Origin of the sequence: Lysobacter sp. CFH 32150, assembly GCF_022758295.1 — a bacterium.
GTDB lineage: Bacteria > Pseudomonadota > Gammaproteobacteria > Xanthomonadales > Xanthomonadaceae > CFH-32150.
Genome location: NZ_JALDWJ010000001.1, coordinates 660,038 through 674,113, shown reverse-complemented (window position 1 = coordinate 674,113; position 14,076 = coordinate 660,038). Strand labels below are relative to the sequence as shown.

The following is a 14,076-nucleotide window of genomic DNA, read 5'->3' as shown; positions in this document are numbered from 1 at the left end:
ATTAGTTGCCCAAGGTCTCCGGCAACAATGCGTCGACGAACGCTTCGGCATCGAACACGCGCAGGTCTTCCGGCCGTTCACCGATGCCGGCGTAACGGATCGGGATGCCGAATTCGCGCGCCAACGCAAACACCACGCCGCCCTTGGCGGTGCCGTCGAGCTTGGTGACGACCAGGCCAGTCACGCCAACGGCGGCATTGAACTGGCGCAGTTGCGACAGCGCGTTCTGGCCGGTGGTGCCATCGATCACCATCAACACTTCATGCGGCGCGGTCGCGTCGAGTTTGCCCAGCACGCGGCGGATCTTGCCGAGTTCCGCCATCAGACCCTGCTGCGTGTGCAGGCGACCGGCGGTGTCGGCGATCAGCACTTCGGTGCCGCGTGCCTTCGCTGCCTGCAGCGCATCGAACGCGACCGAGGCGGCATCGGCGTTCTGGCCCTGTGCGACGACGGGAACGCCGTTGCGCTCGCCCCAGGCTTGCAGTTGCGCGACGGCCGCGGCGCGGAAGGTGTCGCCGGCGGCCAGCATCAGCGAGCGGTTCTCGTCGCGGAATCGACGCGCCAGCTTGCCGATGGTGGTGGTCTTGCCGACGCCGTTGACGCCGACGGTGAGCACGACGAACGGCCTGGCGTTGCTGTCGATCACCAGTGGTTGCGCCACCGGCGCCAGCATCGCGATCAGTTCATTGCGCAATGCCCGCAACAACGCGTCGGCATCCGCGAATTCGCGCCGCTTCATGCGCTGGCGCAGGCCTTCGAGCAACTGCGTGGTCGCGGCAATGCCGACGTCCGCAGTCAGCAACGCGGTTTCGATCTCGTCGATCAGGTCGTCATCGAGCTTCGGATGGCGCGAGAACAGGCTGCCGAAGCTGCGCGCGAACGTGCTGCCCCGCAAACGTTCGCGCCAGCCCGGTTTGCCGGGTGCGGCCGGGGCCGTTTCGGCTTCGGGCAGTTCGATCGGGTCTACGGAAGGAGCGGGAACCGGGATGTCGGTCGGGGAGGGCGAGGCCGTAATGGACACGCTCTCGGGCGCGTCGGGCTTCTTGCGTCGGAACCAGCTGACCATGAGGTCTGGCGTAAGGACTGAATGGGGGAGAATGGCGGCATGGTAGCACCCACCCCTCGCGCCTCCGGATGAAGAAAACACCGCCCAACAAAGCCGCATCCACCGCCGCGCCCGGCAAGGTCCGCATCATCGGTGGATATTGGCGCGGCACGCGCCTGCCGGTATCGACGCGGCCCGGTTTGCGGCCGACCGCCGATCGCGTGCGCGAAACCCTGTTCAACTGGTTGCAGCCGATGTTGCCTGGCGCGCGCGTGCTCGACCTGTTTGCCGGCACGGGTGCACTCGGGCTGGAGGCGGTGTCGCGCGGTGCGAAACACGCGGTACTGGTCGAGCACGATCGCGAACTTGCGCAAGGCTTGCGCGAACTCGCGGGCAGGCTCGAAGGCGGCGACGCCGTCGGGGTGGTCCAGGCAGACGCGATGGCCTGGCTGCACGCGCAACCCGATGCCTCGTTCGACCTGGCCTTCGTCGATCCGCCGTTCGACGCCAACCTGTGGGGCGGGGTGCTGCCGGCGCTCGTGCCAAAACTCGGCCCGACGGCTTGGCTGTACATCGAGGCCCCGCTCGATGCGGCCCCGTCGCTGCCTGTGGATTGGGTGCTTCACCGAGAGGGCAAAACCCGCGAGGTGCGCTATGCGCTTTACCGCCGGGTTACACTACCAACCGACTCCAACGCCGACGGCGCAGCGACTGAATGAGCGTGGCCACCCGCATCGCGGTCTATCCCGGCACGTTCGATCCGATCACGAACGGCCATGTCGACCTCGTCGACCGCGCCGCGCCCCTGTTTGAACGCCTGATCGTCGGTGTCGCCGAAAGCCCGGGCAAGGGCCCGGCGCTGCCGCTGGCCTTGCGCGTGGACCTGGCCCGCCAGGCGCTGGTGCAGTTCCCGAACGTCGAGGTACGGGGCTTCAATGGCCTGCTCGCGCATTTCGTCCGCGACCTCAACGCCGGTGTGTTGCTGCGCGGCCTGCGTGCAGTATCGGACTTCGAATACGAATTCCAGCTGGCGAGCATGAACCGCCACCTGATCCCGGAGGTCGAGACCTTGTTCCTGACACCGGCGGAACAATACGGATTCATTTCTTCTTCGTTGGTACGCGAAATCTCCCGCCTCGGCGGGGACGTTTCCGGTTTCGTGCCACCAGCGGTTGCCGCCGCGCTGCAGGCCGAATGGCAGCGCACTTCTGCATGACTTGATGGGGGACACACCATGACCAAGCTGACCCGCCCGATGTTGTTCGTAATGAGCGCGCTGCTGGCGCTGTCGTTCACCGCTTGCAAGAAGGAAGAAGCGCCGAAGCCGGTAGAAGCCGCGCCGCTGACTGCGCCGACCACCAGCGACGATGTCGCCTGGCAGAACTATCTGGTCGACGTGATCAAGCGCAACAAACCTGCCGACGTCAGCAACCCGTACGCCTACTACCTGCCGGCCGAAGGCAGCGACGATTACCAGGGCACCTACGATCGCCAGCTCGAGAAGTTGCAAGTCGACCTCTCCCGCGGCGTAATCGAAGGCAACATGCTTGCGTTCGGTTCGCCCACTTCGGCGAAGATGGCCGACATGATCGTGACCGCGTTCACCGAAATGGGCTCCGGTTCGATGAAGGGCGTGAAGGTGCTCTTCATCGGCGCTCCCGCCGACAACGAGCGGGTCAAGGCTGCCGTGACCCCGGCCGGCGTGGACTACACCTTCGTCGAAGCCAAATAACCTCGAGGTACCTGTGGCCGCCGGCATCCCGGCGGCCACCGCAGTCGAAATGTCCCTGAAGATCAATGAGCTCTGCGTCAACTGCGATGTCTGCGAGCCCGTGTGCCCGAACAAGGCGATCTCGCAGGGCGAAACCATCTATGTGATCGACCCGGCGCGCTGTACCGAATGCGTCGGGCACTACGACGAACCGCAATGCGTAGTGGTATGCCCGGTCGAATGCATCGATCCGGATGCGGAACATCCGGAATCGAACGAACAATTGCTCGCCAAGTTGGCGCGGCTGCAGCGGGAGTCCGCATGAGGCGATGGTGGTTGGTGGCCGGCCGCGGGTTGTTGGCCTTGTGGCTGGCGGTGCCTGCGGCCTTCGCAGCCGAGGTTTCCCCACAGCAGCATCCGGCGGGCGCCGCGATCGCCAGTGCGCACGCGCTCGCGACCGAAGCCGGCCTCGACGCGATCCGCGCCGGTGGCAACGCCTTCGATGCCGCGGTGGCGACATCGGCGATGTTGTCGGTGGTCGAACCGATTTCGTCCGGCATCGGCGGCGGTGGTTTCTTTCTGCTGCACGATGCGAAAGCGAATCGCGACGTATTCATCGATGCGCGTGAGACCGCGCCCGAGTCGACGACGCCTGACGTTTATCTCGATAAGGACGGCGCACTCGATCCGGATCGAGCGGAGAACGGTCCGTGGTCTGCGGGTATCCCCGGCTTGCCGGCGGCGTTGGTGCATCTCGCCGCGAAGTACGGGAAATTGCCGCTGAAAACCACCTTGGCGCCGGCGATCCGCGTCGCGCGCGAAGGTTTTCCGATCTACGAACGCCTGGCCGTCGGCTACGCCAGCCGCAGCAAGGTCATGGAGCGTTACCGCGGCACCCGCGAGGTCTTCCTGGCCGACGGCGACGCGCCCAAGGTCGGCGAGACGCTGAAACAGCCGGATCTGGCGCGTACGTTGGAGCTGCTCGCCGAACGTGGGTTCGACGGTTTCTATCGCGGCGAAGTCGCGAAGAAGTTGCTTGCCGGCGTGAAGCAGGAAGGCGGCAAGTGGCGAGCGGACGAACTCGCCGGCTACCGCGTGCGCGAACGCGAGCCGCTGCGCCTGAAATATCGTGATTGGGACATCACCACATCGCCGCCGCCATCCTCCGGTGGCGTGGCATTGGCGCAGATCCTGCAGATACTGTCCGGCTGGGATTTGCAGAAACTCGACGCGCCGCAGCGCACGCACCTGGTCGTCGAAGCGATGCGTCGCGCCTACCGCGACCGCACCATCTACCTCGGCGATCCCGATTTCGTGGAAGTCCCGCTCGTGCGCCTGACGAGTCGCGATTACGCCGCCGGCTTGCGCGCGTCGATTCATCCCGACAAGGCGACCCCGAGCGCACTGCTCTCCGGGCAACCGGCGCCGCTGGAGGACGAGGAAACCACCCACTTTTCGATCATCGATGCCGAAGGCAACCGCGTCGCGGCGACGCAGACCGTCAACCTGCTCTATGGCTCCGGCATGATCGCGCCGGGCACGGGTGTGTTGCTCAACGACGAGATGGACGATTTCGCGCTCAAGCCCGGCACGCCCAATGCGTTCGGTGTGATGGGCTTCGAGGCCAATGCCCCCAAGCCTGGCAAGCGCATGCTCAGTTCGATGACGCCCAGCTTTATCGAATCGCCGGACAAGGCGATCGTGCTCGGCGCACCTGGCGGCAGCCGCATCATCACCCAAGTGCTGTTGGGCATCCTCGCCTTCGATGCAGGTATGGATCCGCAAGCGGTCGTGGCCTTGCCGCGCTACCACCACCAGTGGTTCCCTGACGCGATTTCCGCCGAACCCGGCGCGCTCGACGCGGCGACGGTGCAAGCGCTGCAAGCGATGGGCCACACGGTGAATGCCGGCGAGCCAACGTGGGGCAATCTGCAGACCGTGCAATGGGACAAGCGTACGAATACGCTGTCCGGCGGCAGCGATCCGCGCAAACCCGGCGGGCGCGCGGACGTACTGTTGAAAGCAGTGCTCCCAGCGCCATCACCCTGACGGAACGGCGCCAATGGCCGATAACGACAAAAGCCACGACAAGAAGCCGGTGATCTCCCATGTGCCGGCGATCCTGACCGGTTCGGCAGCGTTGATCGCGGCGCTGACCACGGTCTACATCAACGTGCGCGGTGACAAGCAGGCAGACAGCAAGCCGGCCACCTCCGTGGCAGCGGCAGCGGAACCCGCAACTGCGCCGGTGTCGGACAAACTGCGCTTGCAAGTCGATCGCATCGCCGTGCAGCACGACGGTTCGCCTGGCACGACCGACTGGCGTTTCACTGTCGAGGCCGACAACGAGCCGTTGTTCGCATTCGAGCAGGAAGATCTCGACGACACCGGTGGCCGCAATGTCGCAGTGCCGGAAGGTGCCGGTTCCGTACTGCAACTCGCGGCGGGAAAACAGGCGAAGATCGTGGTGCGTGGATGGCGCGGCAGTTGGTTCAAGTTCGGCGCGGATGCCGATGCGATCGGCGAAGGCTGGCTATCGTCGAGCGGCAACATCGCGGCGATCCGGGTGCAGACGCAGGAACAGGGTGCGGGCGAATTCGTCTTCTATTTCTCCGCGGAACACGAAGTCCAATAGATCGCCGGAGTCGGATAGCGTCTGCTTAACGCCGGCGCGCTAGAATTCCTCGTATGAAACTCTGGTCCATCCTAGGCAACAGCCAGAAGCTCGATGGCGGCGCCATGTTCGGCAACGCGCCGCGGGCGATGTGGGCCAAATGGTCGCCTCCGGACGAGCAGAACCGCATTGCGCTGGCCTGCCGTGCGCTGCTGGCGAGTCCGCTCAACGGGAAGACCGTGTTGTTCGAAACCGGCATCGGCGCGTTCTTCGCACCGGCGCTGCGCGAGCGCTACGGCGTGGTCGAGGATCGCCACGTGCTGCTGGAATCGCTGCGAACCGCCGGTTTCGAGCACGAAGACGTCGACGTGGTCGTGCTCAGCCATCTGCATTTCGATCACGCCGGCGGATTGCTGGCCCCGTGGCGCGATGGCAAGACGCCTGAGCTGCTGTTCCCGAACGCTACCTACCTGGTCAGCGAATCCTGCTGGGACCGGGCGACCCATCCGCATCCGCGCGATCGCGCCAGCTTCATTCCCGAGTTGCCGCGCCTGCTGGAAGAGAGTGGACGGCTGGAAATCGTCGATGGCGTGCATTCGCACACCCTCGGCAACGCGGTGCGTTTCCACTACAGCGATGGCCACACGCCCGGTTTGATGCTGGCCGAGATCGTCGGTCCCGAACACGTCAACGGCGAGCCGCACGGCGGGGTAGTGTTCTGCGCCGATCTGATCCCGGGACGGCCGTGGGTGCACGTACCGATCACCATGGGTTACGACCGCAACGCCGAGTTGCTGATCGACGAGAAGCGCGAGTTCCTCGAAGACAAGCTCGCACGCAACGTGCATCTGTTCTTCACCCACGATCCGGGTTGCGCGCTGGCGCAGGTGACCCGCGACGAGAAGGGCAAGTTCGGCACCACGCACGAAGTCGAGGAACTGCACGCGCGGGCCCTGGCATGAGGATGTTGGCGGTCGCCGCGTTGTGGGCGATCGCAGGCATCGCCGTAGCCCAGGAACCAGCAGGCGTACCGGTGACCGACGATGTCGTTCGCGACGCCGAATTCGGTGTGACTGCGCGCCATTTCGGCCTCGAACGCCGAGTCGCAATGTATCAGTGGGCCAAAAGTGCAGGGCAGGCAAGCGGGCAGGGCTATGTACAGGCCTGGAGCGAACACGCGATCGACTCCCGTGGCTTTGCACCCGGCCACGACAATCCCGCGCTGCCGCTGCACAGCCGGCGATGGGTCGCCGCGATCAACCTCGATGGCAAGCCACTGGATGCGAGCGTGATCGAACGACTGGGCGTGTGGCGCATGTTCCGGCCGAATTTTTCCGCCTTGCCTGGCAACCTCGCCGCGACGTTCCAACCCGAAGGCGACGGTCTCGGCAGCGCCGAGAACCCGCTTGATCCGCAGATCGGCGACCTGCGCATCCATTGGCGTGAACTGACGTTGCCGTCGTTGCAGGGCCGCATCGTGCTGCGCGATGGACGTTGGCAGCTGTCGCCCGATGCCACGCCGGAGACACCTCCGGCAACGCAACCGAAGAAGTCGCGCGCGCCCTGGTGGTTCGGGGGCGGCGCGCTGGTGGTGCTGATGGGACTGGCGATAGCGCGGCGTCGTCGCCGCTGAACAAGCGAGGTCCGCGCCGATCAGCTGGCTGCAGCGGTGGCTGTGGCCGGTATCGAAGGGAGCGTGAATTTGAACGTATACGGAAGAGGCCGGGAAATCCCGGCCTCTCGTGTTTCCAGCAGGTACGGTGCCGGTTACGCCGCGGCGGCCTGCTGCGCGCGCGGGCCTTCGAGCAGCGAGCGCTTGACCATCGCGACGAGCAGGTCGAGTTCGTCGGCCTGCATCGCGAAGTGCGGGGTGAAGCGCAGCGAGTTGGCGCCACCATGGATCACGCCGATACCGCGCTCGCGCAGCCACTCCTCGGTCGAACCGTTGCCGTAGCCCTTGAACTGCGGTGCCAGTTCGCACGAGAACAGCAGCCCGGTGCCCTGGACCTTGGTGATCAGGCCGCCGAGTTCGGACTTGAGCTGTTCGAGCTTGGCGACGGCTTCGGTGCCGCGGTTGCGGATGTTGGCGCGCAGCTCGGGCGTGAGCTGTGCCAGCACGGTGCAGGCGACATCAAGCGCACGCGGATTGGTGGTCATGGTGTTGCCGTACACGCCCTTGCGGTACAGGCCGGCGGCGCGTTCGCTGACGGCGAGCACCGACAGCGGGTACTGACCGGCGTTGAGCGCCTTGGAATAGGTTTCCATGTCCGGCGCGGTCTGGTTTTCGAAACCGGGGTAATCGACGATCGACAGCACGCCGTTTGCACGCAGGCCGGCCTGGATCGAATCGATTAGCAACAGCGCGCCGTGCGCCTTGGTCAATTCGCGGGCGGCGGAATAGAACTCCACCGGCACCGAACGGCCCGGATCGCCTTCGCCCATCACCGGCTCGAGGAACATCGCTTCGATGAACCAACCATTCTTGTCGGCGTCGGCGAACACCTGCTTCAACGCGGCGACATCGTAGGGCTCGACCGTCAGCATGGTGTCTTCGCCGCGGAAGCTGGCGAGGTGCTGCAGATAGGTCTTGCGCGAGGAATCCGAATACAGCGCCGGACGCTCGGTGCGGCCGTGGAAGCTGCCCTTCACGACGACGCGCTTGATCGCGCGACCGGCGTATTTCGCGCCCGGGTCGGTCATCAGCTTGGTGTTGATGTCGGCGATGCGGGCGGCAAGCGACACCGACTCCGAACCGGAGTTCAGGCACAGGAACTTGCTGTACGGGCAGGCGCCGCGCGTGTGGCCGACTTCCGCGCGCAGTGCGCGATCGAAGCGCAGCTGCGAGAGGTTCGGGGTCATGATGTTGGCCATCACCTGCGGCTTGACCATCGCATCGAGCACGGCCTTGGGCGTGTGGCCGAAACCGAGCATGCCGTAGCCGCCGGAGTCGTGCAGCACCGCGCCCTTGAGGGTGACGATCCACGGCCCGCGTGCGACCAGCGCGACATACGGGTTCACCGTATCGTCGGAGTAGAAATTGACGTAGCCGGCCTGGATGGCGCGCGCCTGCGCGTCTTCGTCCTGGTCGAGCAGCTCCGGGAACTCGGCGCGCACGCGCTCGTATTCCGTGGCGGCGGCGTCGATCACCTCAACCAGGTCCGGGTGGCCGGCGGCGAACTTCGCCAGGGTGGCGTCGTCGAGGCCGGTGGTGCGGCGTTTGCCGCCATGGGCGCGCAGAGGCGAAAGTTTGTCGGTCACGGCCATGAGAGTCTCCTGAACTTGGCTAACGCTCTATTATCGGGATAAATTCGTCGATAGGTAGTATTAATTTGGACGAAATAATCCTATATTTCGTCGATTCGACGAAAAAGCTGGGCTTATGAAGATCACTGCCTCCGACCAGCAGCTGCTGACCGTGCTGCGCGAGAACGCCCGCGCCTCGGTCGCGGAGATCGCGCGCCGGCTGAAGCTGTCGCGCACGACCGTGCAAAGCCGCATCGAACGGCTGGAGCGGCAAGGGGTGATCGGCGGTTACACCGTGCGAGTGAACGAAGCTGCCGAGCGCGGACACATCCGGGCCTACATCATGATCACCGTGTTGCCGAAGCAGATGGCCTCCGTGGTCGAGGCGCTCCATGGTGTGCCTGAGGTGCGGGCCCTGCACTCGGTCAGCGGTCCTTTCGACCTGGTCGCAATGGGTGTGGTCCCGAACGTGTCGGAGATGGACGAGCTGACCGATCGCATCGGCGCCATCGAAGGCGTGGAACGGACCACTTCGTCGATCATCCTTTCGGCGAAGTTCGAGCGCTAGGGTTGCTGGCGGCCCAGGGGCACTGCTCGGAAGCCCTACAATTGCCGGTTTCCCTGCGCCTTGCCCCCTTGAAGAAGTCCGACTTCCATTACGACCTGCCGCCGGAACTGATCGCACAGGCGCCGCTGCCGCAACGTTCCGCCAGCCGCCTGCTGGTCGTGCCGCCGGCGCCGGCACCGTTCGCCGACCGCGGCATCCGCGATCTGCCGGACCTGCTGCAGCCCGGCGACCTGCTGGTGTTCAACGACACCCGGGTGATTCCGGCGCGGTTGTTCGGGCAGAAGGCCAGCGGGGGTCGGGTCGAGATCCTGATCGAGCGGCTGTTGCCCGGCAACGAGGCGTTGGCGCAGATCGGCGCCAGCAAATCGCCGAAGGCCGGCAGCCGTATTGCGCTTGATGCTGGCGGAGAAGCGGAAGTGCTTGGCCGCGAAGAGGAGTTCTACCGCTTGCGCTTCCATGTGCCGGAATCGCTGGAGGCATGGCTGCTGCATGCCGGCCGCCTGCCGCTGCCGCCGTACATCCATCGCGAAGCCGGCGCGGACGACACCGAGCGTTACCAGACCGTATTCGCGCGCGAAATCGGTGCCGTCGCCGCGCCGACGGCCGGCCTGCATTTCGACGAAGCCTTGCTCGATGCGTTGCGCGCGCGCGGGATCGGCTTCGGCCACGTGACGTTGCACGTCGGCGCCGGCACGTTCCAGCCGGTACGCGTGGACGATCTCAGCGAACATCGCATGCACAGCGAGTGGCTGAATGTCAGCGCCGCGTTGATCGAGGACATTCGTCGCACGCGCGAGGCGGGCGGCCACGTGATCGCGGTCGGAACCACCGTGGTGCGGGCGCTGGAAAGCGCACTGCGTGACGGCGAGTTGCAGCCGTTTTCCGGTGAGACGCGAATTTTCATCCTGCCGGGCTATCGCATCCGCAGTGTCGATATGCTGCTGACCAATTTCCATTTGCCGGAAAGCACGTTGCTGATGCTGGTGTCCGCGTTTGCCGGCAAGGAGCGCATGTCCGCCGCGTACGAGCATGCGATCCGCGAGCGCTATCGCTTCTTCAGTTATGGCGATGCGATGTTGTTGTACCCGGAGCAAGTGAAGTGACAAGTCTCGCCCGAACCTTCCCAACGTCATCCCGGCGCAAACCGGGATCCATTTTGACTTTGCGTTTCAAACTGCAAAGGCACTGGATCCCCGCCTTCGCGGGGATGACGAGCAAAGGCAACATCAAAATGGATCCCGGTTTGCGCCGGGATGACGGGGTTGGGGATCGATGCGGATTCATGCACACAGGAATGCACGCATGAGTCGCATGTCCTTCGATCTGCTGAAAACCGACGGTGCTGCCCGCCGAGGTCGGCTGACCTTCCCACGTGGCACCGTGGAAACGCCGGCCTTCATGCCGGTCGGTACCTACGGTTCGGTGAAGGGCGTGCTGCCGGAACAGGTCCGTGCGCTCGGCGCCGAGATCATCCTCGGCAACACGTTTCATCTGTATCTGCGGCCTGGACTCGATGTGATCGAGGCGCACGGCGGCCTGCACGGCTTCTCGCGCTGGGACGGACCGATCCTCACCGACTCCGGCGGCTTCCAGGTGTTCTCGCTGGCGCATCGACGCAAGATCACCGAAGCCGGGGTTACCTTCGCCGCGCCGACCGACGGTTCCACCGTGTTCCTCGGTCCGGAAGGGAGCATGCGCATCCAGCGGGTGCTCGATGCCGACATCGTGATGATCTTCGATGAGTGCACGCCGTATCCGGCGACAGAGGACGTGGCCCGCAAATCGATGCAGCTGAGCCTGCGTTGGGCGGAACGTTCGAAGAAGGCGCACGAGGGCAACGACGCCGCGTTGTTCGGCATCGTCCAGGGCGGCGTTCACCATGGTTTGCGCACGGAATCGGCAGAAGGGCTGAAGGCGATCGGTTTCGACGGCTATGCGATCGGCGGGCTGGCGGTCGGCGAACCGGAGGCCGAGCGCAACGCCATGCTCGAACACACTTGTCCACAATTGCCCGCCGACAGGCCGCGCTATCTGATGGGCGTGGGCCGGCCGGAAGATCTGGTCGAAGCGGTTGCGCGCGGCGTCGACATGTTCGATTGCGTAATGCCGACCCGCAATGCCCGCAACGGCCACTACTTCACCCGTTTCGGCACAGTGCGCATCCGCAACGCCAAGTACGAGAAGGACGTGCGGCCGATCGAGGAAGGCTGCGGTTGCTATGCCTGCACCAACGGCTATACGCGGGCGTACCTGCGCCATCTCGACCGCTGCAACGAGATGTTGGCGCCGATCCTCGGCACCCTGCACAACCTCTGGCACTACCAGAAGCTGATGGCGGACATGCGCCACGCCATCGAGCAGGGCACTTTCGCCGCGTTCAGGCAGTCGTTCTACGCTGCCCGCGATGCCTGACTCCCTCCCTTTCGCCGAAGGCGAAGGGGAGGGTTGGGGAGGGGTGCCCTTCGCGTGAAGCCTCGACGCTTCGCGTCTCACACCCCCTCCCAGCCTCCCCCTGCGCTGCGCGCAAGGGGAGGAGTAGAAGCTTGAAACGGCTGCGCCGCGGCCGCATGGCATAATCCCCGGCTATTTGACCGCTCACGGACATTCCGATGAACCTGCTCGACCTGCTGATCGCACCCGCTTACGCCCAAGCCGCGCCTGCCACTGGTGGCGGGAGCATGATGTCGACCCTGTTGTTCTCGATCATCCTGATCGGCGTCATGTACTTCCTGATGATCCGTCCGCAGATGAAGCGCGCCAAGGAGCATCGCGAAATGCTCGGCAAGCTGGCCAAGGGCGACGAAGTGCTGACCAACGGCGGCATCGCCGGCACCGTCACCGACATCGGCGACAACTTCATCACCGTTGAGATCGCCGACAACGTGCGTATCCGCCTGCAGAAGGGCGCGATCACCAACGTCCTGCCCAAGGGCACCCTGAAGTCGGCCTGATCGGGCCTGTTTTGATCAGTCTTCGTCCATCACATTGACGGCGACCATCAAGGTCGCCGCGGGGTTTCCCGATGCTTGAATACGCGCGCTGGAAATACGTCGTCATCCTGATCGTTCTACTGTTGAGCGGCCTGTATGCGCTGCCCAACGTGTTCCCGCAGGATCCCTCGGTGCAGGTCACCGCCAATCGTGGTTCGAAGGTTGACACTGCGCTCGAGCAGCGAGTCGAGGCCGCGCTGAAGAAGGCGGGCGTCGCCGCGAAGTCGGTCGAGATCAGCAAGAGCGGCAACCTGCTGGTGAGGTTGGGCGACGCTGACGTGCAGACCAAGGCCAGCGATACGCTGTCTGCGGAACTGGGCTCCGGCTATGTGGTCGCACTGAACCTCGCTTCGACGGTACCGGACTGGCTGCGCGCCGTCGGTGCCAAGCCGATGCTGCTCGGCCTCGACTTGCAGGGCGGCGTGCACTTCCTGATGCAGGTCGACCAGGACGCCGCGCTGGCCAAGCGTTATGAGGCCACCGCCGAAGACATCCGCGTGCTGTTGCGCGACAACCGCATCGGCTACACCGCGGTCGAGCGCCGTCCCGATGGCGCGATCGTGACCACGCTTGCCACTGGTGCCGATCCGGCCAAGGCACAGCAACTGATCGCCACTAACCTGCCGACGTTGATCCGTGAAACCGCCGGCAACCAGATCCTGGTGCGCATCCCGCAGGCCGAGCTCGACAAGCTGGCAAGCGAGGCGATCGAGCAGAATGTCGGCACCTTGCGGAACCGCATCAACGAACTCGGCGTGGCCGAGCCGATCATCCAGCGCCAAGGCACTGACCGCGTCGTCGTGCAGCTGCCGGGCGTGCAGGACACGGCGCAGGCCAAGCGCATCCTCGGCGCCACCGCCACGCTCGAATACCGCGGCGTGGTCGAAGGCGACGCGTTCAACGCACTCGCTACCGGTAATGTGCCGCCGGAAGCGCGCATCTATTACCGGAAGGAACTCGGCCCCGACGGCAAGCCGTTGCCGATCCTGCTCAACAAGCGGGTGATCGCCTCCGGCGAGCAGCTGCAGGATGCGTCCTCGTTCTTTGATTCGCAGACCGGCACGCCGGGCGTACGCGTGCGCCTGAACAGCGTCGGCGGGCAGCGCATGTTCGACTACTCCAGCCAGCACATCGGCAAGCCGATGGCGGTGGTCTTCATCGAGCGCATTCCGGACGTCCGTATCGTCGACGGCAAGGAAGTTCGCACCACGCGCACCCAAGAGCAGGTGATTTCGGTCGCGACGATCCAGAGCACGCTCGGTCGCGATTTCCAGACCACCGGCCTGGAGAGCATGAAGGAAGGCGCGGACCTCGCCCTGCTGCTGCGCGCCGGCGCGCTGGCGGCACCGATGGAATTCGTCGAGCAGCGCGTCGTCGGTCCGAGCCTCGGCAAGGAAAACGTCCAGCGCGGCCTGCAGGCAGTGATGTACTCGTTCGCGTTCGCGCTGGTGTTCTTCCTCGTCTACTACCGCATGTTCGGCGTGATCACCTGCCTTGCGCTGCTGATCAATATGCTGATGGTGGTTGCGGTGATGTCGGTTCTCGGCGCTACGCTCACACTGCCAGGCCTGGCCGGTATCGCGCTGACGGTCGGTATGTCGGTCGACGCCAACGTGCTGATCAACGAACGCATACGCGAGGAGTTACGAGCGGGCATGCCACCCTTGGGCGCGATCGCGACCGGTTACGAGAAGGCCTCAGGCACGATTGCCGACGCCAACGTCACCGCCTTGCTCGCCGGTATCGCGTTGTTTGCTTTCGGTACCGGTCCGATCAAGGGCTTCGCCGTGGCGCTGATCGTCGGCATCCTGACCTCGATGTACACCGCGGTGTCGGTGTCGCGCGGCATCGCCACGCTGCTGTACGGCCGTCGTCGCAAACTCAAGTCGCTGGCCATCTGACGGA

At 64.9% G+C, this 14,076-nt stretch carries 15 protein-coding genes; 13 read left to right on the top strand and 2 right to left on the bottom strand.

What is annotated here, in order from left to right; all coding sequences use genetic code 11:
• Position 1: 1 nt before the first annotated feature.
• Positions 2 to 1,066 carry a signal recognition particle-docking protein FtsY gene (ftsY, locus tag MO486_RS03045; protein WP_242904455.1) on the bottom strand — a complete coding sequence of 355 codons (1,065 nt, stop codon included), beginning with the start codon at positions 1,064 to 1,066 and terminating at the stop codon, positions 2 to 4.
• A gap of 68 nt (positions 1,067 to 1,134) precedes the next feature.
• Between ftsY and rsmD the strand changes: the two genes are divergently transcribed.
• Genes rsmD through MO486_RS03005 form a run of 8 tightly spaced genes read left to right on the top strand, consistent with a single transcriptional unit; the run spans position 1,135 to position 7,003 of the window.
• On the top strand, positions 1,135 to 1,764 hold the full coding sequence (gene rsmD / locus MO486_RS03040; protein WP_242904452.1) for a 16S rRNA (guanine(966)-N(2))-methyltransferase RsmD: 630 nt from the start codon (positions 1,135 to 1,137) through the stop codon (positions 1,762 to 1,764).
• The gene (gene coaD, locus MO486_RS03035) at positions 1,761 to 2,261 is read left to right on the top strand and encodes a pantetheine-phosphate adenylyltransferase (RefSeq protein WP_242904450.1); all 501 of its coding nucleotides are present in this window, start codon (positions 1,761 to 1,763) and stop codon (positions 2,259 to 2,261) included. Before rsmD ends, coaD begins: the two co-directional genes overlap by 4 nt.
• Positions 2,262 to 2,279: 18 nt before the next feature.
• Positions 2,280 to 2,777, top strand: coding sequence for a hypothetical protein (locus MO486_RS03030; protein WP_242904447.1), 498 nt, complete (start codon positions 2,280 to 2,282; stop codon positions 2,775 to 2,777).
• Positions 2,778 to 2,826: 49 nt separating this feature from the next.
• Positions 2,827 to 3,081 carry a YfhL family 4Fe-4S dicluster ferredoxin gene (locus tag MO486_RS03025; RefSeq protein WP_242904446.1) on the top strand — a complete coding sequence of 85 codons (255 nt, stop codon included), beginning with the start codon at positions 2,827 to 2,829 and terminating at the stop codon, positions 3,079 to 3,081.
• A complete protein-coding gene (gene ggt / locus MO486_RS03020) occupies positions 3,078 to 4,805 on the top strand; it encodes a gamma-glutamyltransferase (RefSeq protein WP_242904445.1) in 1,728 nt (575 codons plus the stop codon). The genes MO486_RS03025 and ggt overlap by 4 nt, the downstream gene beginning before the upstream one ends.
• Positions 4,806 to 4,818: 13 nt before the next feature.
• The gene (locus MO486_RS03015; protein ID WP_242904444.1) at positions 4,819 to 5,391 is read left to right on the top strand and encodes a hypothetical protein; all 573 of its coding nucleotides are present in this window, start codon (positions 4,819 to 4,821) and stop codon (positions 5,389 to 5,391) included.
• A 53-nt stretch (positions 5,392 to 5,444) separates the two neighbouring features.
• Positions 5,445 to 6,332 (top strand): MBL fold metallo-hydrolase, encoded by an 888-nt coding sequence (locus MO486_RS03010; protein WP_242904443.1) that lies wholly within the window; start codon positions 5,445 to 5,447, stop codon positions 6,330 to 6,332.
• Positions 6,329 to 7,003, top strand: a complete 675-nt coding sequence (locus MO486_RS03005) for a TMEM43 family protein (protein ID WP_242904442.1) — start codon at positions 6,329 to 6,331, stop codon at positions 7,001 to 7,003. The genes MO486_RS03010 and MO486_RS03005 overlap by 4 nt, the downstream gene beginning before the upstream one ends.
• A 134-nt stretch (positions 7,004 to 7,137) precedes the next feature.
• Here MO486_RS03005 and MO486_RS03000 read toward each other — a convergent pair whose 3' ends face one another.
• Complete coding sequence (locus tag MO486_RS03000) at positions 7,138 to 8,634, bottom strand: aminotransferase class III-fold pyridoxal phosphate-dependent enzyme (RefSeq protein ID WP_242904440.1); 1,497 nt, start codon at positions 8,632 to 8,634, stop codon at positions 7,138 to 7,140.
• Between the two features lie 115 nt (positions 8,635 to 8,749).
• On the opposite strand from MO486_RS03000, the gene MO486_RS02995 reads away from it, so the two are divergent.
• From MO486_RS02995 to secD, 5 genes are all read left to right on the top strand, one after another.
• Positions 8,750 to 9,181: an Lrp/AsnC family transcriptional regulator gene (locus MO486_RS02995; protein WP_242904438.1), complete on the top strand. Its 432-nt coding sequence runs from the start codon at positions 8,750 to 8,752 to the stop codon at positions 9,179 to 9,181.
• Positions 9,182 to 9,249: 68 nt separating this feature from the next.
• Positions 9,250 to 10,284: a tRNA preQ1(34) S-adenosylmethionine ribosyltransferase-isomerase QueA gene (gene queA, locus MO486_RS02990; protein ID WP_242904436.1), complete on the top strand. Its 1,035-nt coding sequence runs from the start codon at positions 9,250 to 9,252 to the stop codon at positions 10,282 to 10,284.
• A gap of 199 nt (positions 10,285 to 10,483) precedes the next feature.
• Positions 10,484 to 11,593, top strand: coding sequence for a tRNA guanosine(34) transglycosylase Tgt (gene tgt / locus MO486_RS02985; protein ID WP_242904434.1), 1,110 nt, complete (start codon positions 10,484 to 10,486; stop codon positions 11,591 to 11,593).
• 197 nt (positions 11,594 to 11,790) lie between these two features.
• Positions 11,791 to 12,132: a preprotein translocase subunit YajC gene (gene yajC, locus MO486_RS02980; protein WP_242904431.1), complete on the top strand. Its 342-nt coding sequence runs from the start codon at positions 11,791 to 11,793 to the stop codon at positions 12,130 to 12,132.
• 71 nt (positions 12,133 to 12,203) lie between these two features.
• Positions 12,204 to 14,072 (top strand): protein translocase subunit SecD, encoded by a 1,869-nt coding sequence (secD, locus tag MO486_RS02975; RefSeq protein WP_242904429.1) that lies wholly within the window; start codon positions 12,204 to 12,206, stop codon positions 14,070 to 14,072.
• Positions 14,073 to 14,076 lie beyond the last annotated feature (4 nt).

Coding starts and splice junctions, on each gene's coding strand:
- MO486_RS03000 (WP_242904440.1), bottom strand. CDS start 8,634: ATGGCCGTGACCGACAAACTTTCGCCTCTGCGCGCCCATGGCGGCAAA.
- rsmD (WP_242904452.1), top strand. CDS start 1,135: ATGAAGAAAACACCGCCCAACAAAGCCGCATCCACCGCCGCGCCCGGC.
- MO486_RS03010 (WP_242904443.1), top strand. CDS start 5,445: ATGAAACTCTGGTCCATCCTAGGCAACAGCCAGAAGCTCGATGGCGGC.
- ggt (WP_242904445.1), top strand. CDS start 3,078: ATGAGGCGATGGTGGTTGGTGGCCGGCCGCGGGTTGTTGGCCTTGTGG.
- ftsY (WP_242904455.1), bottom strand. CDS start 1,066: ATGGTCAGCTGGTTCCGACGCAAGAAGCCCGACGCGCCCGAGAGCGTG.
- tgt (WP_242904434.1), top strand. CDS start 10,484: ATGAGTCGCATGTCCTTCGATCTGCTGAAAACCGACGGTGCTGCCCGC.
- MO486_RS02995 (WP_242904438.1), top strand. CDS start 8,750: ATGAAGATCACTGCCTCCGACCAGCAGCTGCTGACCGTGCTGCGCGAG.
- MO486_RS03025 (WP_242904446.1), top strand. CDS start 2,827: ATGTCCCTGAAGATCAATGAGCTCTGCGTCAACTGCGATGTCTGCGAG.
- MO486_RS03015 (WP_242904444.1), top strand. CDS start 4,819: ATGGCCGATAACGACAAAAGCCACGACAAGAAGCCGGTGATCTCCCAT.
- MO486_RS03030 (WP_242904447.1), top strand. CDS start 2,280: ATGACCAAGCTGACCCGCCCGATGTTGTTCGTAATGAGCGCGCTGCTG.
- coaD (WP_242904450.1), top strand. CDS start 1,761: ATGAGCGTGGCCACCCGCATCGCGGTCTATCCCGGCACGTTCGATCCG.
- yajC (WP_242904431.1), top strand. CDS start 11,791: ATGAACCTGCTCGACCTGCTGATCGCACCCGCTTACGCCCAAGCCGCG.
- MO486_RS03005 (WP_242904442.1), top strand. CDS start 6,329: ATGAGGATGTTGGCGGTCGCCGCGTTGTGGGCGATCGCAGGCATCGCC.
- secD (WP_242904429.1), top strand. CDS start 12,204: ATGCTTGAATACGCGCGCTGGAAATACGTCGTCATCCTGATCGTTCTA.